Genomic DNA, 25,571 nt, shown 5'->3' with positions numbered 1-25,571 from the left:
CGGAGAGCCTATGGCTTTAGAAACTTTCGGAATTTTTGGGTTAGAAGTATGTTGTCTTGGCATCTTGTATGTTGATTTAGCATAAAGAGTAACGAAGAGCCATATTTTGTCTGCGACTCAAGAGTTTTTATCAGAGTTTAAATCTATCTTTGTTATAGTTTCATATCTATACTTTTTCTTCCCCAAAAAATGTAATATTATCTTACAATAAATCCAGTTATTAAAGACTGATTATTTATTCTCCCTGTTCCCTTTTGCCTGTCCTGATATGTAGCCTATACTCAACAGATTAACAAGGGAGACTTAAAGCTGAAAAAAGGGGCTTCGCGCCCCCAAAAATCTTTAGTCAACCGATTAAAAATCTACACCAGACTATAGACAATTACTAAGCCCAAAACTGCGGCAAAGACAATTAAAGCGTAGAATTGGGCGCGACCATTTTCAAGGTATTTAAGACCTTCACCACTGACAAGAGTAGCTAAACCAGTTAAATTCACAGCCCCATCGATAACGCGATAATCCACTTCCATAATTTGCCGTGCGAGACGACGACAACCCTGTACAAAAACTCGATCATAGAGATTATCAATGTACCATTTGTTCAGGGAAAAACGATACAAAGCGGGGAATTTTTCGGCAATAGTTGCCGGGTCAATTTTCTTCTGGAGATACATCAAAGAAGCGACAGTAATCCCGATTAAAGCAATCCCTACCGAATTACCCGCCATAATCAGAAACTCTGTCCAATCAAAAGCATGAACTTCTTCCACCACTTCGTTAGGAACATGAATAAAACCCTCGAAGAAATTCTGCCAAGGTTTACCCACCAAACCAATCAACAAAGAGGGAACCGCCAAAATCATGAGAGGTAAAGTCATAGTAATTGGCGATTCGTGGGGTTCATGGGCATGATGGCCGTGGTTGTCTTCTTCCTGTGCTTCCGAGTCTAATTGCTTAACATTCATTGCCCCCGGTCCAAAAGCCGGAATCGCACCCGCGTTGGCTAACAGTCGCCGTTTAATCTCCTTATTAGTCCCTCTAAACTCCCCTTCAAAGGTATTAAAGTACATCCGGAACATATAAAAAGCTGTTAAACCCGCAGTACCCCAACCGATTAACCATAAGGACGGGTTCGCCTCAAAAGCTAAACCGAGAATTTCATCCTTCGACCAGAAACCAGCGAAGGGAGGAATCCCACAGATGGCCAGAGTTCCCACCAGGAAAGTTAGGGCAGTAATGGGCATATACTTGCGTAAACCGCCCATCATCCGCATATCTTGCGCTAAAACTGGCTCATGACCGACCACATCCTCCATACCGTGGATGACCGAACCGGAACCGAGGAACAACATCGCTTTAAAATAAGCGTGGGTCATCAGGTGGAATAACCCCGCACTATAAGCGCCGATACCCATAGCCATAACCATATAACCCAATTGGGAGATGGTGGAATAGGCTAAACCCTTTTTGATATCATTCTGGGTGAGGGCGATACTTGCCCCTAGAAAGGCAGTAAAGGCCCCCGTCCAAGCAATTACCGTCATCGCCGTCGGAATTGGCTCAAAAACGGGATACATCCGAGCAATCAGGAAAACTCCGGCGGCCACCATCGTGGCGGCGTGAATCAGGGCCGAAATCGGGGTCGGACCTTCCATGGCATCCGGTAGCCAGACATGAAGGGGAAATTGGGCTGATTTGGCCACGGGTCCCAGGAAGACTAAAACGGCGAATAATGCCGCTAAACTGCCGGCAATGGCTCCAGAAGAGACTAATTCCTCTAGACGTTCACCCATGATATCAAACTCGAAGCTACCGGTGGCCCAGAAAAGACCCAGCATTCCCAGTAATAAGCCAAAATCGCCGACGCGGTTGGTAACGAAGGCTTTTTGACAGGCCTCGGCAGCCGCCGGACGAGTGAACCAGAAACCTACTAGCAGATAGGAACACATCCCCACCAATTCCCAGAAAATGTAGATCTGGACGAGGTTGGGACTGATGACCAAACCGAGCATAGAACTGCTAAAAATGCTCAGATAGGCGTAAAAACGCACATAGCCGGGGTCGTGGGCCATGTAACCATCGGTATAAATCATCACCAAAAAGGCTACGGTGGTGACGATAACCGACATTAAAGCACTGAGGTGATCGATCGTATAACCCATTTTCAGGTGAAAGTTACCCGCCGATGCCCAATCGATCATTTGGTTGTAGGGAGCGTGTCCATTGATTTGACTCCACAGCAGCGCAAAAGAAAGCACCATCGACGCGCCGAGGGTAGAAATGATCAATACAGCATTCACCTGTCGCAGACGATTGGTGACTTCATTAAAGGAAATTAAGCCCGCGCCGACTAGGGTAGCGCCTACCAAAGGCAGGACGGGAACTAGCCACGCGTACTGATAAAGCGGTTCCATTCAGTAATACCTAGTTTACAATTTCACACTATTTGGTTTATCCTCATCTATTGTGACATAGGTTAATTCTTAAGAAAGTGTTTATACCTAGTTTTGCTTAATAGGGCGGCGAAAGGTCAAAGGATCTTATCAATTTGGCAGTTTAGCGAGCGGGACGGTAATTTTTAGGGAGAAGCGGGAAAATTATCGAATAACCACGAAAGCAAGGAAACAATCAAGCCAGCAGAAAAGGAAATTATCGCCACGATCGCCTCGCTACCAAGATAACGGGATAAAAAACTGCCTTGAATCTGGGCGATCGGTAGTCGCGGATTTAACCCCACTTGGATGCTGTTGGTATTGCCGGAAACGCTCACTTCTAAACCTTGTGATGCTTCGGTAATCTGCAAGTTTTCCCCCGTGGTTTTTAGTTTGAGGTTTTGGTTACTATCCTCTCGGATAATTTTTATCTGATTTAATATCTCTACCCCCGGTTTCTCGACGCTCAGGAATTGGTTTTCTTCTAGCTTAAGATCCTGTTGAGCCATCCGGATATTACCAGAAATAATTGTCGATTCCACTAAGTCATCTCTCACATTATTACCAGTGATAATCGGTCGCTCAAATCTAACATTATTAACTTTAATATTGCGCCAAAAAATAGGCTGTTCTTTATCTTGAGAAAGTTGTAAATTAACATCGATCGCTTGTTGTATTTCTAATTTAAATTCGGTGGTACTGAGATTAAATTCGAGGGGAATATCCTCTTTTTTTTGGGGTAAATTAGCAATTTTATAACCAGAAAGAGTTATTTTAATCGGGTTGCCGCTAGGGTTAAATGATAAATTTACTGGTTGAGAATTTGGCTGCAAACTAAAAGCCAAAAGATTATTAAAAGGCGCGTATTTGAGATTTTTTACTCTAGTTTCCTTTTGTAAACGGAGTTCTTGCAGGATAAAATCCGCCGTCGGGGTAATTGTTAAAGTGCTATTTTCCCGGATTGATTCAATTTCTAGTCGCTCTCGTTTATTCAGTTCGGGATCTGCAAGACTGCTAAAGGTGCCAGCGAGGGTAAATTTTTTCAGTCCCGATAGATCTATTTGGGAAAGATTATAGACATCTTTGAGCAATAAACTTTCGTTTTCTTGACAGGTAAAACTAAAGCTTTTTACCAATAAATTGCCTTCAAAGTTTTGTTTAACTGGGATAATTCCCCAAAAAATCGACAGGAAAACCAGTGCTAGAGTAACTATAAAAACTGTGCAAAACTTGAGATTTTTCCTGATAAATCGCCAGAAACTTTTAAAATTATGCTTGGACTTCATTTTAGCCACTGGGGATTATGTTCAAAAGTTATATTAGTCGGGGCATTTCTGGGAGGAGCATTATCTTGTTCTAATAAAGCTTTGACTCGCAATTCGTACAATCCCGCCTTAGCCAGTTTACCATCAGAAGTACGACCATCCCAAGTAAAGAAAATTTCTCCTTTTGGTTGCCAGTTAGGGCGAGAAGTCTCATAGATAACCTCGTTGTTCTGGAGGATTTGTAATTCTTTGATCTGGCTACGCGCATTAGCAAAAAGGACGATATCGTAGGTTTTTGCCTGATTAAAAATAACTGGCAAATAGATCAATTTACCGTCACTGATAAAGGCCGTGGCCCGCAGACTTTCAAGGGCGATATCTTCGCGATCAATAACATAGTTAGACCATTTAAATTGATAGCGAGAACCTTGGGGACGCAAGGTGAGGGGATCGAGTTGATAATTTTTTGGCAAAGAACGCACTATCACTTTTGGCGCTCGGTTATTACGACTAGGCACTTCCAACTTTAGGGAGTCAGTCATCTCCCGAATCCGGCCGATAGAAAGGGAAATAAGACTAAAACTGCCCGCAATATCGATCGGGGCTATTCCTTCACAGCGCTTATCATTATCTCTCTGGATATAGTTGCTAGATCTAGTATTTCCCGTCCCACAGTTTTGAGCTTGAATAGGGAAGAACGAGACCAAAATAAGACTAAGAATTGTTAAGTTGAGGACAATAAATGATTTTTTCATGGTACAGTCACCTGCCATTGAGCTAATTTTTGGAGAACTCGATCGATTGGGTAAGCGAAACCGATACCGGAAGAATCGATTTGGGACTCGTTAATCGTTTTAAACATCAATCCGATCACCCGCATTTCCTGATCAAATACTGGACTACCAGACCCCCCCACGGCCAGACTCACATCGATTAATAAATTGCCGCTACTAGACTGAATGCCGATGGTAATCGCCTCGTACTTCGACCAATCTTTTGATTCAGGATGTCCGATGATAGAAATCGGTGTTTGTGGGTTAATTTCGCCTTGATGAAAGGTTAAAGGACTGATATCGTCTGGTAAACCCGTGACTTCCAGCAAAGCTAAATCCAAGTTTTCTTGGGGTTCGGTGATCTGAATTATTTTAGCCTTTGCACGATCGCGCGGGAGGTTGGGTAGATTTTCGCCGTAATAGGGTTCCACTTCCAGATTATTTTCCAGATTATCGCCCCTCTGTTCCGTGTCGCGATCGACCACCACATGACGATTAGTGATAATCCACACCGTTGTTCCCCGGCGTTTGACCACATAACCCGTACCGTAGGCAGTCCCCTTGGCGTTACCGGTAAAGACAACACTGATTTTAACGATCGATCGCTTGATCCGGGTGAGGGGATCCTCTTGGCGTAGATATTTGGTGGTATTCAAAGCGATGATCTGCTCCGGTTGTTGCTGCAAGGATAACAAGCGCCGGGCCTCTTGCAGGTTATTGCTGGCAAATTCAAACTTCGGATCGATTTTCGTCGCCTTCTCGAACTCAGCGATCGCTGCCTCTAGCTTGCCCTGTTCCTGTAGGAGCAGACCCAAATTATTATGGGCAAGGGTGTGAGCGGTAGTCGGGGTGGCAGAGGTATCATCGGGTAAACTTAAAGCCCTACGGTACATTTCCTCGGCTTCCGTCAGTTTTTTCTGGGCCCTCAGCACGATACCGAGACCGTTGTAGGCATAGACAAACTTATCATCAAGAGCGATCGCCCTACGGTACATTTCCTCGGCTTCCGTCAGTTTTTTCTGGTCCCTCAGCACGTTACCCAGACCGTTGTAGGCATAGACATACTGATCATCAAGAGCGATCGCCCTACGGTACATTTCCTCCGCTTCCGTCAGTTTATTCTGGTCCCACAGCACGTTACCGAGACCGTTGTAGGCATCGACAAACTTATCATCAAGAGCGATCGCCCTACGGTACATTTCCTCGGCTTCCGTCGGTTTTTTCTGGGCCCTCAGCACGTTACCGAGACCGTTGTAGGCATAGACAAACTTATCATCAAGAGCGATCGCCCTACGGTACATTTCCTCCGCTTCCGTCAGTTTATTCTGGTCCCACAGCACGTTACCGAGACCGTTGTAGGCATAGACAAACTTATCATCAAGAGCGATCGCCCTACGGTACATTTCCTCGGCTTCCGTCAGTTTATTCTGAGCCCTCAGCACGTTACCGAGATTGTTGTAGGCAAAGACAAACTTATCATCAAGAGCGAGCGCCCTACGGTACATTTCCTCCGCTTCCGTCAGTTTTTTCTGGAAATATAGGACATTACCTATATTTTTGTAGGTTTCTGGGAGTTTTGGATCAAGAGCGAGCGACTTTTGACAGAAAATCAGTGCTTCGTCTAACTTATTTTGACGGAATAGCGCAGCGCAGAGATTGCTAAAAGCCACAGCACTGTTAGGATCAAGCTGAATAATTTGTCGCCAGATTCTTTCGGCTTCCGGGTATTTTTTTTGCGCTTGAGCGGTTTCACCCTGTTGCCATAACTGCTCTAGTGTTTGTGCCACTGTTGTCGGCGGCATGATCATCAATGCCAAAGTTAACACCCAAGCCAGCCGCACCACTTTCATAAGCTGATTTAAAATATTCTATCTATAGGTTAACAGATAGCAATGGAGTCAGGAACATTGCTGCATCTTAGTCAGTTAAGTAGGGTTTGCGGCAAAAAGTACGGGCGAAGCATTCGGATAGAAAATCTCCGGTTTTACCGATAGGTTATGCCCAAATGCTTCGCCCCTACAGGACGCGGAACCATGAAGACGCAAGGTTTTGAACCACGATTCTCTCAAAATCTTGCACCTGTTTCGCGAAACAAGACCCTAAAACCCTTACTTCGTCTATATTTCACCATTATTCAGCAAGCCCTAAGTATATCCATAACTTATACTTTTTAATAGCAGAACCGACTGAAGAGCAATATTTACCTATTCAGGTATTAGATACCCTAGCTGATCCATCTGCCAACCTAACTTAGTTGGCTGCTGATAAACCTTTTTTAAAGTGTTAATATCCCGGCTAGAAATCGGGGCAATATCTCTAGTTTGAGCGAAATACATTACATCCGTCTCTAGGGGACTATGACCCCAAATTCCCAAAGCGTGACCTAATTCGTGCCGCGCTGCGGCTAAGGCCGACCGATCGGCTAAATTGGGACTAATCTGGATACTCATCCGATGAGTTAAGCGATTTTCCTTGACAAAAATCTCGTATTGTGTTATGGCAGAACGCACCCGGGGCAGTTCTAACTTACCCGTTTCGGCATTAAAACGGACTCCCGACGGCGGTAACTCTCGTTTAATGAGGATATCGGCCAATTCTGCCCGATTTACCAACTCGATCGGCAAATACTGCCCCCATTCAGCGATCGCCTGTTGTACCAAACTCAGCCAAGAACTGCGATCGCTGTGAACATAAATCTTCACGGGAAATTGCGACCAAATCAACGCCCCCACGGGACTGATTTCCACGGCATCAAAATAATCCCCGGACTGGTTTTGCTCTTGCCATTGGGCTAAATTAGCGGGTAAAGGATGGGTTTTTAACTCCGGTAGCGACCGACTGTCGGCAATCAAAGAATAGGAAAACAGCAAAAGACTCGCCAAGGCTGCGAGTCCTAGAAAAGAGAACCGACCTCTTAGCATTTAGCGATTTAACCAGCCGGCGCTCAGTACAATAGTTAGGGTGATAAATACCGTCCCCAACGCCCAAGTCACCTGATTTAAGGTTTTTTCCGCCGTTTTTGCGCTGGTAAAAATCTGTGATTGGCCGCCAATACCGCCAATACCATCCCCTTTGGGACTGTGTAATAACACCAAAATCGCCAGAAAGGCCGCCGCCAGCGCCCAAATAATCTGTACTACCAGCACCACTGTCATGATTATTACTCTCTATTTTCCATTACAAAGTATAGCAGTTATCAAGCCGTCAGCTTTGAATTAGTTATCAACTAGGGTCCTCTTCATCCTCTATATCCTCAAGTGTTAGTGGTGCTTGGGCGCTATGGCGAACATATAACACATAAACCGTACTATCTCTAATTGTAAAAAGCACTCGATAGACATTTTTACCTTTCCCATAAAAAAGTTGTCGGACTTCTTTGGGTAGAAAAATCGTCTGTTCGAGCGCTAAAGCACAACGAGTTGGTTTCTCTTGCAGAGTAGCAATAGCATTCATTAATCCTCGAAACCAACGGTCAGCAAACTCGGCATTATAACCTCGATACCAGCGATAGGCTTTTTCGATCTGTGCCGTGGCAGTTGGGGTAATTTCAACCTGAAATACCATATTTTTCGGCCATTTCTTGGGCAAAATCGGCAAGAGGACGGGTTTTACCGGAGTTTATCTCCTCAAAACCTTGCTGAATCCCCTCAATGCTCTCTAAATACTCCATCAGTTGTCTGAGCTTACTAGGATCGATTTGATCGAGAAAAGTCACCAGCACTTGTGAGCGATCGCTAATATCATTGGGTAACTCGGTTAGGTGTATTTGTCCATCTCGATAAACACCTTCGATGGTTTTCAGCATAAAATTCCCCTTTCTTGACTTTTTACTCGTTAAAGCGAGATGCGGACGGGAGTGCGACTGGCTTTAATTTCCACTTCGGCCGGTTTAATCAGCGATCGCCCGGTCATTTCCACTGGGACGGGAATAGAGAGAATTTCCAGGATAGTGGGGGCAATATCGGCTAAACGACCATCATCCCGCAGCTGCACATCGCCACCGTGGCCAGGTATTTTTCTCCCTTCCCCTTCAATTAAAATTAAAGGAACGGGATTAGTCGTGTGGGCCGTCCAAGGATTACCCGACTCATCCACCATCGTTTCCGCGTTACCGTGGTCGGCAGTGATTAACACTGTTCCCCCCAATTTATTGATGCTACTTAACAACTTAGCCAAGCATAGATCCACCGTTTCCACTGCTTTCATGGCCGCGTCTAAAATGCCCGTATGACCCACCATATCGGGGTTAGCGTAATTGACTACCACCAGACTATAGATCCCCTGTTCGATCGCCCCACAGACCGCTGCTGTCACCGCGGCCGCCGACATGGCCGGAGCTTGGTCATAGGTGGCGACTTTTGGACTAGGAATTAATTCGCGCACTTCTCCCTCAAAGGGTTTTTCTAACCCCCCATTAAAAAAGTAGGTGACGTGGGGATATTTTTCGGTTTCCGCACAACGAAACTGTTTTAATCCCTGTTGAGCGATCACCTGTCCTAAAATATTATTTAAATTCTGGGGAGCAAAGGCCACATCTACCGGTAATTTCGGATCGTATTGGGTGAAAGTGACAAAACTAAGCGGAGAAATTAAATCTCGATCGAAATCTTCAAAATCGGGCATAGTCAGGGCATAACATAACTGTCTAGCTCGATCGGGACGGAAATTATAGAATATCACCCCATCGCCTGCTTCGATCGCCCCCGGGGCAATTCTGGTGGGGGGAATAAATTCATCGGTAATATTTTGATCATAAAATGCCTGTAATACTTCTGTGATCGATCGCCCGTCGATACCTTGATCACTGGTCATCACATTATAGGCTTTTTCCACCCGATCCCAACGGCGATCCCGATCCATGGCATAATAACGGCCACTGAGAGTCACCATGCGACCGAGTTTAATTTTATTAATATGTTCTTGAATCCGTTTAATCGCCGGCATTCCGTCGGTGACGTTGGTATCGCGACCATCGGTGATGACATGAATGCAGACATCGCTAATCCCTTGCACTTTCGCTAAGTCTAATAATCCCAGTAAGTGATCGAGATGGGAATGGACTCCTCCCTCGGAACATAAACCAATTAGGTGTAATTTGCTTTTTTTAGGGCGAATCTCGGCGCAGAGTTTTAATAAAGCCTGATTTTGTTGAATCGAACCATCTTCGATCGCATCGGAAATCCGTACTAACTCCTGTGGTACAACCCGCCCCGCTCCGATATTGAGGTGGCCAACTTCCGAGTTGCCCATCTGTCCTTCTGGTAGTCCCACATCCTTAGCGGAGGTGCGGATTAAGGTGTGGGGATAAACTTCCCAGAGACTATCCATAATCGGGGTTTTCGCCATTGCGATCGCATTATCCGACCTTTGCGGGCGATAACCCCAACCATCAAGGATAACCAGTACGACTGGGGATATAGGTGCGTGGGTCATGATATACAGTCCTAAATTAAGAGTGGATTTCCATGCACTAAGATAATATCATCGAAACTTCAATTGATCACCGGTGTCGGGGCGATCGACCCCCTAATGTCAGCAAATGATGGGTATGTCTCAAAAAAACGAAACAACTGCTTTAATAATCGCTCTTTTAGCCACTGCGGGCATTTTAGGTGGGGGTTACTTCTGGCTACAAAGTCAATGTGCTGCGGGTCAAGAATTTTTTCTCTGTGGCAGCAGTAAAAGTCCGCAAAAATCGCCAACATCGGAAAGTGCCTCCTCTCCCCTACCCCCTCCCCCTTTACCCCAGCGAGTGGTCAGTTTTGCCCCACCGACTTCTATCCCCAGTGGCACGACAATTCGCATTAACGGCTCCACCAGTATGGTACAGATTAATCAAGCCTTAAAAGCCGCTTTAACGGCCAAATTTCAGGGGGTAGAAGTCTTGACAAATGCTCAAGGATCTGATAGGGGATTAGAGGAAGTGTCCCGGGGGGCGATCGATATTGCGGCGGTGTCACGACCTTTAACCGAGTCGGAACGCTCTCAGGGATTGGCTTCTAGTCCGATCGTTCGAGATGCGATCGCTGTTGTAGTGGGGGTAAAAAATCCCTTTGCGGGGGGGTTAACCACTGCCCAAGTTAAAGATATTTTTACCGGAAAAATCACCTCTTGGTCGGAGGTGGGAGGTTCTGCTGCTACTATTCAAGTGATTAATCGTCCTCCGATTAGTGGCACTTATCAAAGTTTTCGTCAGGAAGTGCTGCAAGGGGGGGAATTTGGTAGGGGAACTAATTTTCAAATGATGGAGAGGGATGCCACTACCCCGATTTTGCGAGTTTTGGGACTGAATGGCATTAGTTACGCAACCTATAGCCAAATTGCCGACCAAAAAACCGTCAGAGCGCTCGCTATTGAGGGAATTTCAGCCAGTGAACCTAATTATCCCTGGCAGCGTACCCTTTACTACGTTTACAAAGAACCTGCTAGTGAAGCAGTCAAAGCTTTTATGGGTTTTGTGGCCTCTAGTGATGGTCAAGAAGCGATTTTTCGGGCCAATGAAGACCTACAAAAGTAGTTAGCGAGAATATCCGAAAATCTGGGAAATTTTACGCCTTGCATGACTAGGGTAAGCATTGTCTATTTTACTGTGGAGACGGGGAAGCATTGAGAATGGTTAGCTGAACACCATTATCTTTTTCATAAACGATCGCCACGGGAATGGTCAACCTGGAATCTTTTTTCGGTAGATATGAAATTAGAAATTTCTCAGGTGAGACGAATGGAGTCATAAATTAAGTTATTCATTCCCATCGGCGATTCTACTGTTAAAATCAGAAAAAAGACGAGCTTAAGGTGGTATTGATGTCTATCATTAAACGGCGCAAATTTTTGGTTGGCTTGGTTTTGAGCCTTTTTTTCCATCGATTCTCAAACCAAAGCGTTTCAGCGCAGGAAAGTCAATCAGTCAACATTCAGTGGCGCGTTCCCGCAGAACAGGTGAACACTGTTCGGGAAGAATTGAACTTTGAAGGGCAAGTCATTCCAGACAAGTCAACGATAACGGATGATCGGGGATTACCCCTTATTTATATTTTAATTGGGGCAGTTGCTTTGGGGCAGATTGCCACAACTTTATTAGAAATTTATAAAGATACTAAATATGGAGGAGTTATTGTCCGTAAAAACAAAAAAGGAGAATTGTTAATCGAAAACAACGCAAATTTAGAACGAGGGACAATTATTATCGATCAAGGTAATGAAGTCAAGATAATTTTTAGAGAAAAAAACGATCCAAAGGCAACCGAACTCATCCAAGCACTAACCCCATTAATAAAATGATGTGGAAGGAGTAAGGTAATGAAAAAGGCTTTTTGGGGATGTTTGGCATTAACGGGAATAACAGCTAGTCTTGTGGGTATAAAAATAGCACAAGCTCAGCGTAATTCCTTGATCGTAAAAGATGCTAATGGGAAAGAAGTTATTGTTTATCAAGAAAGCCATGCTTTAGTTATTTGGGCTGGAGATTATAAAAATTGGGGAAAATTAAATAACCTTCAATATGAAGCGAAAGAGGTCATAACGGCACTACAAAAACAAGGATTTCAGGTTAGAGAAATTCCCAATCCCAATCGAACTAAATTGAGTAATGGGATCAAGGATTTTATCGATGATTATGGTTATCGACAGAATAATCGTCTAGTGATTTTTTTTGCAGGGCATGGTTACACTCGTCAGCAGACCAAAGGATATTTAGTTCCCGTTGATGCACCCGATCCGATTGTTGATGAACAGGGCTTTCTGAAAGCGGCATTGTCAATGGAACAGATTAATTCTTGGGCAACTCAAATGGAGGCAAAGCACGTTTTATTTGTGTTTGATAGTTGTTTCTCGGGAACGATTTTTAAACAAAGATCTAATGGAGAGGATGCGGGAAATGCTTATATCCGAGATGTGATGAATAAACCCGTGAGGCAATTTTTAACGGCTGGTGATGCGAATGAAAAAGTTCCTGCAAAAAGTGTATTTACGCCGCTATTTTTGAGAGCATTAGAAGGGGAGGCTGATTATACAAAAGATGGGTATGTAACGGGAAGTGAATTAGGTCTTTATTTGACGCAACATCTTCCCAATTTAACAAGGGGAAATCAACATCCTCAATTTGGGACGATTCTAGATGTTAACTTAAATCGGGGAGATATTGTTTTTCGCTCATCTATAGCCGTAGTATCCCCCCAACCCAGTCCATCACCTCCCGTGCTTACGCCACCGAAATCTACACCATCAAATCCGCCAATCCAACCGCGATCGACCCTCATCTCCTCAACCACTGGCGTGGACTATACAACGCTACGAGAACTCCTGCAACAAAAGAAATGGAAAGAGGCGGATCAAAAAACCTGGGATCTCATGCTGGCGGCCGCTAAACGAGAAAAAGAAGGATGGATAGACAGCAAATCCGCCGAGAAGTTTTCCTGTGAGGATTTGCGGATGATTGATCGGGAGTGGTTAGCGGCTTCCGGTGGCCAGTTTGGCTTTTCCGTACAATTGGCTATCTACAAGCAGACAGGCAACTCGATCGGCGAATATAATAGTCAAGCCTTTGCTCGTTTTGGGGACGCAATAGGCTGGCGAGTCAACGGAAACTGGAAAGAATATTCCGATTTAATATGGAGTACAAACGCACCATCATCAGCACCCAAAGGACACCTGCCTATGCCTACAAGGGTGGTCGATCAGGAGAGGGTGGAGGCATCCAACATCCAAGGGCCGATCAGGGTGGATGGGGAATCTATATTGTATCGGATTTTTTTTCGAGTCTCCGGTCAAGATTACAGTCTATTCTCCTCTCGCGTTGCGGCTTGTGAATTGTAGCGTATAAGGCGTGTCGCAGTTTTTTCAAACTCCGATCCTACATCGTTTCCACACGAGGTTATCAGGGGTTCCGCGATTCGATACCTGTCACCGTCACCCCAGGAGGGTAAATGCCATTTTCCCCTACATAATCTATGGTTTATAATTACGATAGATATTAACCAGCGCAAGTTAGGAGTAAATACTTGTCAAAAAAGAAATTTCGTAAATCTGTTGAAAGCATTCGTTATCAAATTCTGAACCATCATCAAAAAATTGCCAATGAGGAACAAAAAGAATCCCCCGATGAAAACTTAATTAATTACTGAGAAAGAGAAATTAAAGGTTTAGAAAAAAGTTTATCTAGAGCAGAAAAGCGATTAAACAGAGGAAAATAAGCAATGATTTCAAACACTGAAAAACCCTTGAAAGTCAACTCTACCTTGGCCACTCTATTATCTGAATTAGGTGAAGAATGCGAGGCGGTTTTATTCTTACTAAGTCAGCTTAAATTACCAAGCCTAACTGATGACCAAAAAGGGGATATTTTGGCAGAATTAATAGGCTCAATTACTCACTTGCACGTTCATACCGAAAATTTACCTGATTTAATTGGAGATGAAATTTTAGCTTTGCCAGATGATCAATAATGTTATGATGATTCTTTGTTCTCTGGTTCAGTAGTAGTAGGTTGGGTTGAGGCACGAAACCCAACACAAAGCCTATAATTGTTGGGTTTCACTCTGTTCAACCCAACCTACATAACTTATCAAATCAAACAAATTCGTAATCTAATTTTAAAATATAAATTAGGAGGGAAAGATGAAAATTCGCTATGAATTAATTATTTATTGGAGTGAGGAAGATCAAGCTTTTATTGTTGAAGTTCCAGAATTAGCAGGATGTATGGCAGATGGAGAAACCTATCAAGAAGCTGTACAAAATGCTGAACTTGTTATTCAAGAATGGATTGAAAGTGCCAAACAACTAGAACGAATCATTCCTGAACCAAAAGGACGACTATTATTTACCTAATGATGAAGTTTCTCTGATTGTTTCCCCATTCCCCCTTGTCAGGCTGCAACAATAACTGATAATTTCCTCCCAGAGGTTTGAACACAATAAAAACGTCTCCTATCTGCATCGCCGCTAATCGTTTTGAAGTAACCAAAACAACCAGTAAAGTTGTCGCCAGATCATTAATATCTAACTGTTCTTTTTCGGCTTTTTCTTGGAGAATTTGCTGAACATAAGCCAACAGTCGCCGGAATATTTCCTTTAATTCCGCTTCAGTTTCAGTTGCCGCAAATGCTGTTTTTTCGAGATTTTCCTCTAAAAAATGCAGCGCTGCTTCAACTGTTATTTTCGCACCCAAATCCGAATGTTTGGCACTACCGGCCCCATCAGCCACGGCTCCAATCAAAACATCCTGACCCAATAATTTATAATCAAGGTTTTGATCCCATCATTGAGAGCCTTAATCGGTTCCCCTTGCATTGAACCAGAGGTATCTAGTAGTAGTACCACAGGACAGCGATTTTCCTGATTTTCGACAAATTCAGCCACACCAATCGGCATTTTTTTCAAGCCTCCTAATTTTTTGAACTGGGGGAACTATGGGAGTTGTAGCAATTGGGATTATCTACTTTTTGTCCCATTATATTATCTCTGCCAGTCCCATCAGAAAAGATATCTTTCCCTTAAGCTGAACGCGGGATTTGATTTTTGACTATTAGTCGCAGGGTTTGTTGCAATTCCTCGCGACTGTGAATTTCCTCCAGACGGTGAACCGGAACACCTCGATCGAAGAGAATTAAAGTAGGCAGACTACGCAGACGAAAACTATTAGCTAATTTAAAATTATTATCGGCATTGACACCGACTAATTGAATCGCATCTTGACACTCATTTTGCCAAGAAAAGAGGGTGGGTTGGATTAAACGACATAAACCACACCAAGGCGCCCAAAAATACACGAGAACCGGACGAGAAGACTCTAAAACTAGCTTAGGGAAGCTCTTTTCGTTGACAGATAGTATCATGTCTAAACGTATTTTATGAAAACTTTATTTTGATATAGAAGCCATTCTACACCAATCGGGATCAACAGGAAAGGGGTTGGGAGCAAAATCACCAATAAATTTTACTTGTTGCTTGCATTAGCCAAGGATGCGCCCACCAGAGGAGTAAAATAAACCCTGTTACTCCTAGATAGGCAGGACGAAGGAATTCTTGCCATTTTAGACTTTGCCGACCATCGATAATTGCTAAAAAGGGAACCACTGAGGTGCGTTCTTTGATCTTTAAAAATGCCTCTCCGTAACGGTCTTCTAGCCGGCGATCGCCATGCCAGACGGCAAAAAGATGATGAGCAATTAAACCTAGGGAAGTTAATAGGGTAAAGCTTGTCCCTAACCAGAGGGTGTGAGCAATACACCAGATCACCTGTCCTACCATCTGGGGATGACGGGTAACGCGCAGGATGCCGGTTTCATAGAGATGAACCTGGGGTTTTTGGATAGCGGCGATCTCCAGCAGGTTAAAGGTGGCAGGATAGAGAAAGAAAAAAGAAATGGCCGAAAGTATCCAAACTAGGGTTTTTACTCCGGTTACTCCCTGTACTTGCCAGAGAAGCAAACCATCATAACGATGATTGAAGAAATAAACTACTAAAATTACTGCTAGAGGGATACTCACAAGGGCAAATAATACCCGATACAGTCGCGCACCGATGATAGCTTCTCCCCGCATTCGTAAACTGGCTAATCCGCTATGGGCAACAGCAAAACCCAATAATAAACCTAACATGATCCAATGACTAGCGAATGCCACTTTTACCCTCTTGATTGACTAAATTTTTCTCCCAATTCTATTTTAAAGATTGATGGTTAATTTTCAGCCTCTTTTTTTTGTGTTGCCAGTATCGGGGATTCGGGGCAAAATAAAACTATGCTTCCCCAAAGCGACTCCCAAGAATATACCCAGGGAACTATCCAATTTTGCAAGTTTTTAGGTAATATGTCTTATCCCCAAAAGCGATTTGTGATGGTCTGTCAGCATTCTTCCTGTTTGGTGCAGGGTGCGTCCGAGCTTCTTTTAGCTTGGCAAACGGCAGCTCTCCCAGAAGATGTCATCGTTATGACCAGTAGCTGTCAAGGACAGTGTAGCACTAGCCCCACGGTGAGGATTATTCCCGAAGAAACTTGGTACTGTCGTGTTAAACCAGAGGATGTCAATCAGATTGTCGAAGAACATTTAAAAAACGGTCAACCAGTGGAGCGTTTACTCCATCCACGCATTCACGCTCAATAGCAGTAAACTCGGTAATCAATTTTTAGGCTATGCTTCACAATAGTCTTTTGCTCATAGGTTAACCCCTGTGAATGCCTGTGATTTCAATCCAGAGACTTAATTCTCGGATAATACATTTGTTTTAAGTAGGTAGGCGTTAAAAATTATCAGACATCCCCCTTATCAAGGGGGGCAGGGGGGATCGAACCTAAAATCCATTTTTAATTTAATTATAACCAGCTACTTAAATGATCGGGTTCCTTTCGGGATTTCCGAAGAACAAAAAAGGGGACTTAGCCCCTTTTTCTGGATTAGTTAGTTATTTTTTCGGCGATAACATCATCATCATGTTACGACCTTCTTTTTTTGGTGCTTGCTGTACCTCAGCCACATCCTCTAAATCCTTGGCCATGCGAGCCAGTAATTCTTCCGCTAGGTTAGAGTGTTGAATTTCCCGACCTCGGAAGGTAATCGTCGCTTTTACCTTATCTCCCGCTTTTAAAAAACGTTGCGCTTGGTTGACTCGCACGTTGTAGTCATGCTCATCGATTTTATAGCGCATTTTAACTTCTTTTATATCGGCTGTATGCTGTTTTTTCTTGGCTTCGCGGGCTTTTTTCTCCTGTTCAAACTTGTACTTGCCATAGTCCATAATCCGGCAAACGGGAGGACTTGCCGTTTCACTGACGAGGACGAGATCAAGTTCCTTTTCTTCGGCCACGCGCAAAGCTTCGGCAGGAGTAATAATTCCCAGTTGAGAGCCGTCGCTATCGATAACGCGGATTTCGGGAAAGCGGATTCTTTCGTTAATTTGGGGGAGATCGCGAGTAGTGCGTCTTTTATCTATCACAGGCGTTCTGGGTTATCTCTATTCTAGTTAGTTAATCGGGTGGAGTTTACAAAATGATTTACTTGTTATTCTACCTACTCGATCGAGTTTCTTGGCCAATTGTTAAGTTTTCTTGCAATGTTAATTTTTAGCCGCCGGTCGTCAGCCGTCGGCCGTCAGCCAGATAAGCTGTTGTCTATGGGCTTTGTTAGACTAAGACCCTATACTCTCAGGAATCGATCGGTAAGGTGCGTTCTCCCTCCTTGCGGCAGGTAACGCACCCGACAAAATCTCTCAGGAATTGATCGGTAGTTATAATATCGTTACGGCGGATTCATGTTTGTTCTGGTAAATTCCCTAGACCGAAAAGCTTACCCAATAAGGAGTTGGCTGTACCAGAGGAATAAGGTAACTGCTGTATGCCATCAACAACCATCCTCAACCAATGATCCCTAAACTACCCTTTTCTAGGAAAAACAATCAGCAAAAAAGTCATCCATCCGAACAGCCCTCTGTAAATTCTACCAAACCAGAGACAAAATCAAAACAATTGATCATTACAAGGATCGGTCAACTATTACCTTTCTGGACAAACAATCAGAAAAAAATTCATCAATCCGAACAACCCTCTGTAAATTCTACCGAATCAGAGAAAAAGACAAAACAATCGATCCTTGCATTGTTGACTTTATTATTGGGTTCGGTTATTCCATACATTATCACTAATCCCGATAAGGTTCAACTCTGGCTAACTATGTTATTGCCAAAACCTGTTTCCTTCTCTTGCGAGGGTATCACTGTTCAAATCTCGCAGAATTGGCAACAACATTGGCAACAACTTGGATGTCAATCTGTCGCAATTCCTGATGTTCCTGACGCTACCATCATCCCCAAGTCTTTTGTTAGTAATGAAAGCAATTCTCCTAAAATACTCTTGATTGTCGAAGAGCTTTATGAAAACGATATTACTTTGCAAAAATTTTACCAAAAAGAAAAAGAACAAGCACAATTATTTATAGATAACAAGAAAAACACTTATTTTAGAGGTAATGAAAAATTTCAATTCAAGGGTAATTCAGCTAACTATGAATTAGTTTATGATGCAGACAATATTAAACGAAGAGATATTGGTTTTTTATACAGTAAAAAACAATATACGATTCGTTATGAAGCCAGTACCCAAGACTTTGATAAGTATGAAAAGGAAGCGAAAGAGATAATCAACTCTTTAGAGTTAGATTCGGTTAAAGAAGCTAAATAGTCTATGATTAAAAGTTTTCGCTGTCAAGACACAGAAACCCTGCCCTCCATTGCATAACACAAACCAAAGAACCATATTTCACAAAATAGCATCCTTTTTATCATTGTCTTTCAGTCCTCGATCGCTCCACTTCTTCGATAAACTTATCAACATCAATATAACCCACATCCAGCAGGTTATTTTGAATATTTTTTATTTAACCTAACCCAGTCATAGAAAGGCTTACAGCTATTTAAGTATTTTTGTCTAAATCTCTTATGGGGGAGATATTGGATGAATTGATACTCCTCTCAATAGCTTAGTCGGACTTGAACCCAATATACCGTCAAATCATTTATAGACAAAAGAAAAGCCTGAAATACTTACCCTGCAATGGTTTTAGCTGTTTTTCAATAAATAAAATTTTGGCAAAATAATCTGCTGGGAGTAGCTCGTTAAGTATATATACTCACACCATCAAGTGCTGAATGTGGGATATAAAGGTTGGCTCCCCCAGAATAAAAAATAAAATTATCCGTGAATGTAAGAAAGTTTCTTCTTATTAACCGATAGCGAAGGGCTAACATCTTATCTAAAACTCTTTCCGCGTTTTCCCCTCGCTTTAATTTAACGATAAGTTCTCTTTCGGTATCGCAAGCTTTATCTTTGGGTTCCTTGACAAAACAAATGATCGGATAATTATCACTAGATTTTCCCGTCCGTAAAAAAGAACGACTCCAGGTTTTATCGTCATATCTTGCTTGAATAATCTCAGAAACTTCCTTGCACCGCTCTAGTGGCTTTTCCCCCGCAACTTCCTCCACCCAATAAATAAATGGTACTAAATTCGCCGTTCCGTTCTGGATCATTGTCGTGGGAACTTTTTGCTTTGTGGAGGGATAGCTTTCTATTTGACAGGTAACTTTGGGTGATTCCGTTCGCCCTTGTTGTGGGGTGAAACCATTAGAAAGCATAACAACAAATGCCAAGGGGAAATAGCGCCAGAAAACATTCATCGCGGTTGTCGCAAGCGAGAAGTATATGCCGCGATTGTATCATAATCGGTAAGGTGCGTTCCCTGTCGTCGCAGCAAGAAACGCACCCGACAAAATCTGGGGATTGCTCGATCACCCCCGCTTCCCTATTCCCTAATTCGCTCCCTAAATATCTAACCTTTGGTAGATGCTATTAAGATGATTTAGGTGCTGCTGGGGATCAAAGCAACTTTCGATCTCGTCGGGGGATAAAATGCCGGTAACTCGTTCATCTTGGCTGATAAAAGCTTTAAAATTGCCGTTATCGGTGTTCCAAGCGCGATGGGCGTTTTCTTGGACGATTTTATAGGCAGATTCCCGGCTAATTCCCTTACTCACCAAAGTTAAAAGAACTCTTTGACTGAAAATCACGCCACCGTAAACATTCATATTTCGCTTCATGTTTTCGGGATACACCAGCAGATTTTTGACTAAATCGGTGATTTCCTTGAGCATAAAGTGGGTCAAAATGCAAACATCCGGCAGCATCAACCGTTCTACGGAACTATGGGAAATATCTCTTTCGTGCCAGAGGGCGATATTTTCTAAGGCGGAAACGGTATGACTACGGATAATTCTCGCCATTCCCGTTAAGCGTTCTGAACGGATGGGATTACGTTTATGGGGCATAGCGGAGGAGCCTTTTTGTCCTTTGGAAAAGTATTCTTCCACTTCTAGGACATCGGTTCTTTGCAGGTTGCGAATCTCCACGGCAAAACGTTCGATCGAAGCCGCTAATAAGGCTAATTGTTGCACATAATCGGCGTGTCGATCGCGGGAGATCACTTGAGTGGAAGCGGTATCCGGTTCTAATCCTAACTTCTGACAGGTTAACGCCTCAATTTTCGGGTCAATATTGGCATAGGTTCCCACTGCACCGGATATTTTACCGATGGCGATGTCTTGGCGCAAGCGAATTAAACGATCGCGTCCTCGCAGCACTTCCGCTAACCATCCCGCTAGTTTAAAGCCAAAGGTGATCGGTTCGGCGTGAATGCCGTGGGAACGTCCTACCATGACTGTATAACGGTGTTCTTGGGCGCGATAACGCAGGGCTTGGATAAAATCTTCTAATTGTTCTAAAATCAGGTTTAAACTGGCGACTAATTGTAAGGATAGGGCGGTATCTAATACATCAGAACTGGTTAAACCCAAATGAATATAACGCCCCGGTTCGCCCACATATTCGTTAACATTTGTTAAAAATGCGATGACATCGTGGCGCACTTCTGCTTCTATTTCTAAAATGCGATCGGGATCAAAATTAGCTTTTGCCTTAATTTCTTCTACTGCATCCCCCGGAATATAGCCTAATTCTGCCTGCGCTTCACAGACGGCTATCTCTACCTCTAGCCATGTTTGATATTTATATCTATCCGTCCACAAATTCCCCATCGCAGGGAGAGTATAACGCTCGATCACTATTAATTCTTCCAAGACAACCGTTTAATTGTATCGGATCGGGGCAAGTCCGGGAATAGGCAAGGGGCAGCGGAGAGTTTTGTTTTCCCCACTCCCTTTTCACCGGTTAGTGTTTTAGGTTCGATCCCCCCTTAATCCCCCCTTGATAAGGGGGGCATCTGATAATTTTTAACGCCTACCTACTTATCTTGTTTAATTTAGCCTGAATCGAATCCCTACCCCCTTGCTTCAACCCATGCTCGCATTTTACCCGGATTGTTTAATCCGTAGGGATCGACGAGTTGTTTAAATTCTAGTTGTAGCGGATTAATCTGTCTGCTGCCGCCATCTTCCATGATATAAGTGTGAGGATTGGCAATGGCTGCCCCCTGTTGTTCATAGATAGCAATAATCTCATTTAATCGAGTTTCTGTGGTAAATTCTAGCAAGGGAAGACCGGCGGGAATAACTTTACCTTGAAATTTCAAAAATTCTAGGTGCATCATGATTTCCTCACCAAAATAATTATAGAGTTTCTCTACCGTGGCTAGATTAAAATAAAAAGCCTGTAGATAAGTTATTTTGGGGTTAGAACTACGCGCATGGAGAGTGGTATGATTCCAAGTAAATTCTAAGATACTGTTGCCTTTTTGGGTTTCTTCTGGCGTTTTATAGTAGGTAAGTTCACCATTATATTCTTTAATTAAAGATTCTAATGCCACTCGATCGCTGTCCGATACTATTAACAAAACTGCCGCTTTTCCTGTGGGTAAATAATCCTTAAGAGCGATAAAATAAGCGGGAATTGGCCAGGAGTGCACACTAACCATTTTCTTGACAATGCCATCACTATCACTAAGAGCTTGACCGAATTTAGCGGCGGTGATAAAATCGGCAAAAGTAACGATAAATTCTGCCCAAGGATAACAGGGAGCGAGGGCTATTTCTAACTCGGTAATAATGCCATTGGTTCCGTAGGCATGATTGACTTTTTCTACTTCATCCCCCCGTAGTTCGATAATTTTTGGTTCCGCTTCTAGGGTGACTAATTGCACTGCTTGCAGATTGCCTCTATCCTTCAATTGTCCATAATTAATCGAACCCATGCCCACACTGCCACCCCCGATAAAACCGCCAATTGTCGCCGTCCGATAGGTAGAGGGAGCCATTCTTAATTCCCAACCGATTGCGCGAGCTTGTTTATCAAAAAATGCCATTTTTACCCCCGCTTCTACCCGTGCTGTACCCGGTTCGATCGAGATAATTTTTGTTAGTTTGGTTGTGTCTAAAATTACTCCTCCCTGCAAGGGAACACATTGACCATAATTACCTGTACCCGCACCTCTAACTGTTAAAGGAATTTGGTATTTAACGCAGGTTTTAGCGATGTCAATAACCTCTTGGCTATTGTGGGGACGAATGACTAAATCAGCCCGTTTATCTTGCAGTTGTGCCTCTAAAATGGGACTAAAATGATAATAATCTAAGGAAAGTTTCGCCACTTGCCCCGGATCGGTGATAATTTCCAGATGGGCAAGTTCTTCAATGAGATTTTGATAGTTAGATTTCATGGTTAGGTAGAGATTGCTGAAAAGGTATATTGGTGGGGTTAGGAGCCAGGATTCAGGAGACAGGATTCAGGAGTCAGGATTCAGGATTCAGGAGATTATTTTTATTTATTCCCCCCACACCCTACACCCCACACCCTACACCCTACACCCTACACCCTACACCCTACACCCCAATCAGCGATCGCTCGATAAGAAAAAATTAAAAACCGATCGCCTAGGGGATCGGTTTTACTAAAAATTATAAACTTTTATTAACTTTGTTTGCTGAGAAACTGTTGAGCTTGTCTAATAGCGGCAGCGCCGATATTGAAGAAAGCCCAGCCACCAGCAATAAGCAAAGGGGTTAAAACGATTAACACTCTCCAGTCCATAGATTTCCTTCTCCTCGGTCAGTGCTTAAAAGATTGTTACTTGATTCTCATTTTATATTTATACCCTAAACCGCCCCTTTTGGGAATCCAGTATCAGTACCTTTTCCCCCATGAACGAGGGCAAGTTTAGCATAACGCTCGGCGTGTTCAATCAACTCTTGAGCCTCCTGTGACGACACTTCCCGGACGCGTTTAGCGGGAATACCCACCACTAAAGATCGCGGTGGTATATCTTTTGTCACAATACTACCCGCCCCGACAATACTACCCGCCCCGACGCGCACACCATCGAGAATCACTGCCCCAATGCCGATTAAACAACCGCGTTCAATATGGGCTGCGTGAATTACCGCCCGATGCCCGATGGTAACGTAATCTTCAAGGATAGTAATTTTGCCTGGATCTCCGTGTAGGATCGCCCCATCTTGGATATTAGTATAGGACCCAATTTCGATGCGTTCCACATCGGCACGCAATACCGCCCCATACCAAACACTCACCCCCACAGCTAGGGAAATATCGCCTATTACCGTGGCATTAGGGGCGATAAAAGCCGCTTGACTGACATCGACAATCGGCCAGAAATTAGAAGTTGATCTTAAGTTATCTAAAGACATGGGAGGATCTGCACTAAAGTCGAAAGAGAATACCCGTCCAATTTGGTTGGGTATAATATATATAGGATTATTGGTACAAAGATAACAATTTTTAGTTTAGGTTCTTCCATGATCAATGCAAGTTTACAATACCCTGTTTTTGGCCCCGATATCCATTGTCCTCATTGTCGGCAGCTAATCCCCGCCCTCACTTTGACGGATACCTATTTGTGTCCGCGCCATGGGGCTTTTGAAGCCGATCCCAAAACGGGTGAGTTGGTTCACTTGCAGTCAGGACGGCATTGGCGACTCTGGAATGGTGAGTGGTATCGTCAACACACTCACCCGGATGGTATTCGTTTTGAGATTCACGAAGCACTCGATCGCCTCTATACCCAAGGATTTAAAGCGACTAAAGTAATTATTGCCAACCGTTATCGGGATTTAGTTAGTTCCTACCTAGAACGTAACACCACTTGGCGCGGTAATGAACCGGGTGAAGCCGCTATTCCCCGTCTCTACGGTTTACCAGTAGAATTTAGTCCCGATGCCCCCGATGAACCCTGTTGGGATGTAATTAACTTTGATCTGGAAAAAGAACCGGGGGTTCCCAAACGTTATCCCTATTTTCGTCTTTTTGACTGATTACTGATCACTGAAAATGCACCATGCTTCTATTCGGACGGCTAATATCCATCGGGCGATCGCTTTTTATCAACTTCTCGGTTTTACCCTAGAGGAAAGATTCACCACGGGTTATACTTTGGCCTGTTGGCTCATCGGGTTAAACGGACGCATCGAATTAATCCAAATTCCCCAACCGAAACCCGCACCCGATGCCTTTGGTGATCAGCATTATGTGGGTTATTATCACTTGTCTTTTGACCTAACAGAAAATGTCAGCAATTTACCAGAATGGTTAGAAAAATTAACAAATAACTTTCAGCAAGCCCATCAAGAGGATGCCAATTTATATCAACCTTTAAATATTCTTTTGCCCCCCCAACAACAGATGATCGGCGATCATGTCTATGAAGTCACCTTTATTGCCGATACAGACGGTTTACCCTTGGAATTTATCCGTCGTTTAACCTAAAAAGATTGTCCCACTTCTAGGACTTTTGTTTGGCCATTGCGAGACAAAATAACCTGTTGATTGCCAACTTCCACTAAAGTCCAACCGTTGACAAATTCCCCCGGAGAAATACGGGTAGTTATGCCCTTATTATCAAATAAAGCTGTAGATCGATCGCCTAAATCCATCACCCCCACCAGGGTATTTTTCACCTGATTATTGGTAGGAATAACCGCTGCCACCGGTCGATTTACCTGGGGGGCAGCCGGTAATGGTGGTGCAGCAATGTCGGGACTTGAGGGTGTAACTGGGACAAGTTTGGCAGTAGTTTCAGGGGTTTGGGGATAAACAGGAACGTAAATTCTTTCTATGATCTGGGGAGTATTATTAACCGGTAAATTAGCGGGTGGTGCTGGTAGAACTGGCACTACTGGAGAAGGGTTATTTTTGGCAGCAGGATTGGGATCGGGGGATAAAGTTTGACTTTGCCGATCAATAATAGCAAGGGATGATTGCAGATAGGCAATAAATTTTTGATCTTCCTGGGAAATCGTGCCATTTTGAGAGATGGGGGCATTTTTTTGACTGATTAGCCATGCCACCACCCAACCTAGATAGATGCAAGCAATAACAAAAATAACTTTATCTAGGGGCATTCTGGGATTTTCTTCATAGCCCGCCGGCATATTTGTTTCACTCCTTGATCGATGCTGTAGTTTCGATTCTAACAGGATAACACTCATTTATTCTACCTCAATTTTCCTTTTTAACTCAGTGACGGATTTTGTTCACAATGTAGGGGCGAACTGCGTTCGCCCAAAAGGTACATTATCAAAGCGCAAGTCCCTAACCTGTTGGCGGCTGTTTGTAAGTGTGAGTTAGGTGTAGCAGCTTCTTAAA

The 25,571-nt window shown here is 43.5% G+C and carries 28 protein-coding genes and 2 pseudogenes; 9 read left to right on the top strand and 21 right to left on the bottom strand.

What is annotated here, in order from left to right; translation table 11 throughout:
* Window positions 1–362: 362 nt before the first annotated feature.
* The 9 genes from H6G40_RS13010 to gpmI all read right to left on the bottom strand — a co-directional run bounded on the left by H6G40_RS13010 (window position 363) and on the right by gpmI (window position 9,903).
* Window positions 363–2,414, bottom strand: a complete 2,052-nt coding sequence (locus H6G40_RS13010; RefSeq protein WP_069473763.1) for an NAD(P)H-quinone oxidoreductase subunit 5 — start codon at window positions 2,412–2,414, stop codon at window positions 363–365.
* A 164-nt stretch (window positions 2,415–2,578) separates the two neighbouring features.
* Window positions 2,579–3,718, bottom strand: coding sequence for a hypothetical protein (locus tag H6G40_RS13005; protein ID WP_190537773.1), 1,140 nt, complete (start codon window positions 3,716–3,718; stop codon window positions 2,579–2,581).
* Window positions 3,715–4,452, bottom strand: a complete 738-nt coding sequence (locus tag H6G40_RS13000) for a FlgD immunoglobulin-like domain containing protein (protein ID WP_190537771.1) — start codon at window positions 4,450–4,452, stop codon at window positions 3,715–3,717. The genes H6G40_RS13005 and H6G40_RS13000 overlap by 4 nt, the downstream gene beginning before the upstream one ends.
* Entirely contained in the window at window positions 4,449–6,320 is a 1,872-nt protein-coding gene (locus H6G40_RS12995; RefSeq protein WP_190537770.1) for a serine protease, read from the bottom strand. Before H6G40_RS12995 ends, H6G40_RS13000 begins: the two co-directional genes overlap by 4 nt.
* A 354-nt stretch (window positions 6,321–6,674) precedes the next feature.
* On the bottom strand, window positions 6,675–7,391 hold the full coding sequence (locus H6G40_RS12990; protein WP_069473771.1) for a peptidase: 717 nt from the start codon (window positions 7,389–7,391) through the stop codon (window positions 6,675–6,677).
* Window positions 7,392–7,625, bottom strand: coding sequence for a preprotein translocase subunit SecG (gene secG, locus H6G40_RS12985; protein ID WP_002736485.1), 234 nt, complete (start codon window positions 7,623–7,625; stop codon window positions 7,392–7,394). It abuts the gene before it with no gap.
* Window positions 7,626–7,692: 67 nt separating this feature from the next.
* Window positions 7,693–8,034: a type II toxin-antitoxin system RelE/ParE family toxin gene (locus H6G40_RS12980; protein WP_002761318.1), complete on the bottom strand. Its 342-nt coding sequence runs from the start codon at window positions 8,032–8,034 to the stop codon at window positions 7,693–7,695.
* Window positions 8,018–8,275 (bottom strand): hypothetical protein, encoded by a 258-nt coding sequence (locus H6G40_RS12975; protein ID WP_002736285.1) that lies wholly within the window; start codon window positions 8,273–8,275, stop codon window positions 8,018–8,020. The genes H6G40_RS12980 and H6G40_RS12975 overlap by 17 nt, the downstream gene beginning before the upstream one ends.
* Before the next feature lie 29 nt (window positions 8,276–8,304).
* Window positions 8,305–9,903, bottom strand: a complete 1,599-nt coding sequence (gene gpmI, locus H6G40_RS12970; RefSeq protein WP_069473772.1) for a 2,3-bisphosphoglycerate-independent phosphoglycerate mutase — start codon at window positions 9,901–9,903, stop codon at window positions 8,305–8,307.
* A 106-nt stretch (window positions 9,904–10,009) separates the two neighbouring features.
* On the opposite strand from gpmI, the gene H6G40_RS12965 reads away from it, so the two are divergent.
* Complete coding sequence (locus H6G40_RS12965; protein WP_081330780.1) at window positions 10,010–10,987, top strand: phosphate ABC transporter substrate-binding protein; 978 nt, start codon at window positions 10,010–10,012, stop codon at window positions 10,985–10,987.
* Between the two features lie 67 nt (window positions 10,988–11,054).
* On the opposite strand, the gene H6G40_RS12960 is transcribed toward H6G40_RS12965, so the two are convergent.
* Window positions 11,055–11,201, bottom strand: coding sequence for a hypothetical protein (locus H6G40_RS12960; protein ID WP_176721611.1), 147 nt, complete (start codon window positions 11,199–11,201; stop codon window positions 11,055–11,057).
* Between the two features lie 73 nt (window positions 11,202–11,274).
* Here H6G40_RS12960 and H6G40_RS12955 point away from each other — a divergent pair, with 73 nt between their 5' ends.
* The 4 genes from H6G40_RS12955 to H6G40_RS12940 all read left to right on the top strand — a co-directional run bounded on the left by H6G40_RS12955 (window position 11,275) and on the right by H6G40_RS12940 (window position 14,298).
* Complete coding sequence (locus H6G40_RS12955) at window positions 11,275–11,751, top strand: hypothetical protein (protein ID WP_061432093.1); 477 nt, start codon at window positions 11,275–11,277, stop codon at window positions 11,749–11,751.
* A gap of 18 nt (window positions 11,752–11,769) precedes the next feature.
* The gene (locus tag H6G40_RS12950; protein WP_190537769.1) at window positions 11,770–13,284 is read left to right on the top strand and encodes a GUN4 domain-containing protein; all 1,515 of its coding nucleotides are present in this window, start codon (window positions 11,770–11,772) and stop codon (window positions 13,282–13,284) included.
* Between the two features lie 380 nt (window positions 13,285–13,664).
* Entirely contained in the window at window positions 13,665–13,913 is a 249-nt protein-coding gene (locus H6G40_RS12945; RefSeq protein WP_002745417.1) for a hypothetical protein, read from the top strand.
* A gap of 172 nt (window positions 13,914–14,085) precedes the next feature.
* Window positions 14,086–14,298 carry a type II toxin-antitoxin system HicB family antitoxin gene (locus H6G40_RS12940; protein WP_069473775.1) on the top strand — a complete coding sequence of 71 codons (213 nt, stop codon included), beginning with the start codon at window positions 14,086–14,088 and terminating at the stop codon, window positions 14,296–14,298.
* Window positions 14,299–14,317: 19 nt separating this feature from the next.
* On the opposite strand, the pseudogene H6G40_RS12935 reads toward H6G40_RS12940, so the two are convergent.
* The 4 genes and pseudogenes from H6G40_RS12935 to H6G40_RS12920 form a co-directional block, all read right to left on the bottom strand.
* Window positions 14,318–14,713 (bottom strand): annotated as a pseudogene (locus tag H6G40_RS12935) (PP2C family serine/threonine-protein phosphatase); the annotation flags it as partial.
* A 2-nt stretch (window positions 14,714–14,715) separates the two neighbouring features.
* Window positions 14,716–14,841 (bottom strand): annotated as a pseudogene (locus tag H6G40_RS24160) (vWA domain-containing protein); the annotation flags it as partial.
* Between the two features lie 122 nt (window positions 14,842–14,963).
* Complete coding sequence (locus H6G40_RS12925) at window positions 14,964–15,305, bottom strand: thioredoxin family protein (RefSeq protein WP_016514592.1); 342 nt, start codon at window positions 15,303–15,305, stop codon at window positions 14,964–14,966.
* A gap of 88 nt (window positions 15,306–15,393) precedes the next feature.
* Window positions 15,394–16,095 carry an NnrU family protein gene (locus H6G40_RS12920; RefSeq protein WP_081330782.1) on the bottom strand — a complete coding sequence of 234 codons (702 nt, stop codon included), beginning with the start codon at window positions 16,093–16,095 and terminating at the stop codon, window positions 15,394–15,396.
* A gap of 186 nt (window positions 16,096–16,281) precedes the next feature.
* Here H6G40_RS12920 and H6G40_RS12915 point away from each other — a divergent pair, with 186 nt between their 5' ends.
* Window positions 16,282–16,575: a (2Fe-2S) ferredoxin domain-containing protein gene (locus H6G40_RS12915; RefSeq protein WP_069473794.1), complete on the top strand. Its 294-nt coding sequence runs from the start codon at window positions 16,282–16,284 to the stop codon at window positions 16,573–16,575.
* Window positions 16,576–16,873: 298 nt separating this feature from the next.
* On the opposite strand, the gene infC is transcribed toward H6G40_RS12915, so the two are convergent.
* The gene (gene infC, locus H6G40_RS12910; RefSeq protein ID WP_002736104.1) at window positions 16,874–17,404 is read right to left on the bottom strand and encodes a translation initiation factor IF-3; all 531 of its coding nucleotides are present in this window, start codon (window positions 17,402–17,404) and stop codon (window positions 16,874–16,876) included.
* A 424-nt stretch (window positions 17,405–17,828) separates the two neighbouring features.
* Between infC and H6G40_RS12905 the strand changes: the two genes are divergently transcribed.
* On the top strand, window positions 17,829–18,644 hold the full coding sequence (locus H6G40_RS12905) for a hypothetical protein (protein ID WP_190537768.1): 816 nt from the start codon (window positions 17,829–17,831) through the stop codon (window positions 18,642–18,644).
* A 434-nt stretch (window positions 18,645–19,078) separates the two neighbouring features.
* On the opposite strand, the gene H6G40_RS12900 is transcribed toward H6G40_RS12905, so the two are convergent.
* The 5 genes from H6G40_RS12900 to H6G40_RS12880 form a co-directional block, all read right to left on the bottom strand.
* The gene (locus tag H6G40_RS12900; RefSeq protein ID WP_069473778.1) at window positions 19,079–19,639 is read right to left on the bottom strand and encodes a COP23 domain-containing protein; all 561 of its coding nucleotides are present in this window, start codon (window positions 19,637–19,639) and stop codon (window positions 19,079–19,081) included.
* 144 nt (window positions 19,640–19,783) lie between these two features.
* A complete protein-coding gene (gene purB / locus H6G40_RS12895; RefSeq protein WP_069473795.1) occupies window positions 19,784–21,079 on the bottom strand; it encodes an adenylosuccinate lyase in 1,296 nt (431 codons plus the stop codon).
* A gap of 215 nt (window positions 21,080–21,294) precedes the next feature.
* Window positions 21,295–22,629, bottom strand: coding sequence for an FAD-binding oxidoreductase (locus H6G40_RS12890; RefSeq protein WP_069473779.1), 1,335 nt, complete (start codon window positions 22,627–22,629; stop codon window positions 21,295–21,297).
* A 251-nt stretch (window positions 22,630–22,880) separates the two neighbouring features.
* On the bottom strand, window positions 22,881–23,000 hold the full coding sequence (locus H6G40_RS12885) for a photosystem II protein Y (RefSeq protein WP_002737284.1): 120 nt from the start codon (window positions 22,998–23,000) through the stop codon (window positions 22,881–22,883).
* Window positions 23,001–23,065: 65 nt separating this feature from the next.
* On the bottom strand, window positions 23,066–23,617 hold the full coding sequence (locus H6G40_RS12880) for a gamma carbonic anhydrase family protein (protein ID WP_002753087.1): 552 nt from the start codon (window positions 23,615–23,617) through the stop codon (window positions 23,066–23,068).
* Between the two features lie 108 nt (window positions 23,618–23,725).
* Between H6G40_RS12880 and H6G40_RS12875 the strand changes: the two genes are divergently transcribed.
* Window positions 23,726–24,241, top strand: a complete 516-nt coding sequence (locus H6G40_RS12875) for a TIGR02652 family protein (RefSeq protein WP_002737231.1) — start codon at window positions 23,726–23,728, stop codon at window positions 24,239–24,241.
* Between the two features lie 16 nt (window positions 24,242–24,257).
* Entirely contained in the window at window positions 24,258–24,692 is a 435-nt protein-coding gene (locus H6G40_RS12870; protein ID WP_002736212.1) for a VOC family protein, read from the top strand.
* On the opposite strand, the gene H6G40_RS12865 is transcribed toward H6G40_RS12870, so the two are convergent.
* On the bottom strand, window positions 24,689–25,357 hold the full coding sequence (locus H6G40_RS12865; protein ID WP_002735615.1) for a hypothetical protein: 669 nt from the start codon (window positions 25,355–25,357) through the stop codon (window positions 24,689–24,691). The two genes, H6G40_RS12870 and H6G40_RS12865, sit on opposite strands and share 4 nt — an antisense overlap.
* Window positions 25,358–25,571: the final 214 nt, after the last annotated feature.

It is taken from the genome of Microcystis viridis FACHB-1342, from assembly GCF_014698335.1.
In the GTDB taxonomy this organism is placed as follows: Bacteria; Cyanobacteriota; Cyanobacteriia; order Cyanobacteriales; family Microcystaceae; genus Microcystis; species Microcystis ichthyoblabe_A.
This window is presented reverse-complemented; position numbering and strand designations above follow the sequence as displayed.

Bases quoted from the DNA above. Each gene is read 5' to 3' on its own strand.
- H6G40_RS13010 (WP_069473763.1), bottom strand. From the start codon at position 2,414: ATGGAACCGCTTTATCAGTACGCGTGGCTAGTTCCCGTCCTGCCTTTG.
- H6G40_RS13005 (WP_190537773.1), bottom strand. From the start codon at position 3,718: ATGAAGTCCAAGCATAATTTTAAAAGTTTCTGGCGATTTATCAGGAAA.
- H6G40_RS13000 (WP_190537771.1), bottom strand. From the start codon at position 4,452: ATGAAAAAATCATTTATTGTCCTCAACTTAACAATTCTTAGTCTTATT.
- H6G40_RS12995 (WP_190537770.1), bottom strand. From the start codon at position 6,320: ATGAAAGTGGTGCGGCTGGCTTGGGTGTTAACTTTGGCATTGATGATC.
- H6G40_RS12990 (WP_069473771.1), bottom strand. From the start codon at position 7,391: ATGCTAAGAGGTCGGTTCTCTTTTCTAGGACTCGCAGCCTTGGCGAGT.
- secG (WP_002736485.1), bottom strand. From the start codon at position 7,625: ATGACAGTGGTGCTGGTAGTACAGATTATTTGGGCGCTGGCGGCGGCC.
- H6G40_RS12980 (WP_002761318.1), bottom strand. From the start codon at position 8,034: ATGGTATTTCAGGTTGAAATTACCCCAACTGCCACGGCACAGATCGAA.
- H6G40_RS12975 (WP_002736285.1), bottom strand. From the start codon at position 8,275: ATGCTGAAAACCATCGAAGGTGTTTATCGAGATGGACAAATACACCTA.
- gpmI (WP_069473772.1), bottom strand. From the start codon at position 9,903: ATGACCCACGCACCTATATCCCCAGTCGTACTGGTTATCCTTGATGGT.
- H6G40_RS12965 (WP_081330780.1), top strand. From the start codon at position 10,010: ATGATGGGTATGTCTCAAAAAAACGAAACAACTGCTTTAATAATCGCT.
- H6G40_RS12960 (WP_176721611.1), bottom strand. From the start codon at position 11,201: ATGACTCCATTCGTCTCACCTGAGAAATTTCTAATTTCATATCTACCG.
- H6G40_RS12955 (WP_061432093.1), top strand. From the start codon at position 11,275: ATGTCTATCATTAAACGGCGCAAATTTTTGGTTGGCTTGGTTTTGAGC.
- H6G40_RS12950 (WP_190537769.1), top strand. From the start codon at position 11,770: ATGAAAAAGGCTTTTTGGGGATGTTTGGCATTAACGGGAATAACAGCT.
- H6G40_RS12945 (WP_002745417.1), top strand. From the start codon at position 13,665: ATGATTTCAAACACTGAAAAACCCTTGAAAGTCAACTCTACCTTGGCC.
- H6G40_RS12940 (WP_069473775.1), top strand. From the start codon at position 14,086: ATGAAAATTCGCTATGAATTAATTATTTATTGGAGTGAGGAAGATCAA.
- H6G40_RS12925 (WP_016514592.1), bottom strand. From the start codon at position 15,305: ATGATACTATCTGTCAACGAAAAGAGCTTCCCTAAGCTAGTTTTAGAG.
- H6G40_RS12915 (WP_069473794.1), top strand. From the start codon at position 16,282: ATGTCTTATCCCCAAAAGCGATTTGTGATGGTCTGTCAGCATTCTTCC.
- H6G40_RS12905 (WP_190537768.1), top strand. From the start codon at position 17,829: ATGATCCCTAAACTACCCTTTTCTAGGAAAAACAATCAGCAAAAAAGT.
- H6G40_RS12900 (WP_069473778.1), bottom strand. From the start codon at position 19,639: ATGAATGTTTTCTGGCGCTATTTCCCCTTGGCATTTGTTGTTATGCTT.
- H6G40_RS12890 (WP_069473779.1), bottom strand. From the start codon at position 22,629: ATGAAATCTAACTATCAAAATCTCATTGAAGAACTTGCCCATCTGGAA.
- H6G40_RS12885 (WP_002737284.1), bottom strand. From the start codon at position 23,000: ATGGACTGGAGAGTGTTAATCGTTTTAACCCCTTTGCTTATTGCTGGT.
- H6G40_RS12880 (WP_002753087.1), bottom strand. From the start codon at position 23,617: ATGTCTTTAGATAACTTAAGATCAACTTCTAATTTCTGGCCGATTGTC.
- H6G40_RS12875 (WP_002737231.1), top strand. From the start codon at position 23,726: ATGATCAATGCAAGTTTACAATACCCTGTTTTTGGCCCCGATATCCAT.
- H6G40_RS12870 (WP_002736212.1), top strand. From the start codon at position 24,258: ATGCACCATGCTTCTATTCGGACGGCTAATATCCATCGGGCGATCGCT.
- H6G40_RS12865 (WP_002735615.1), bottom strand. From the start codon at position 25,357: ATGCCGGCGGGCTATGAAGAAAATCCCAGAATGCCCCTAGATAAAGTT.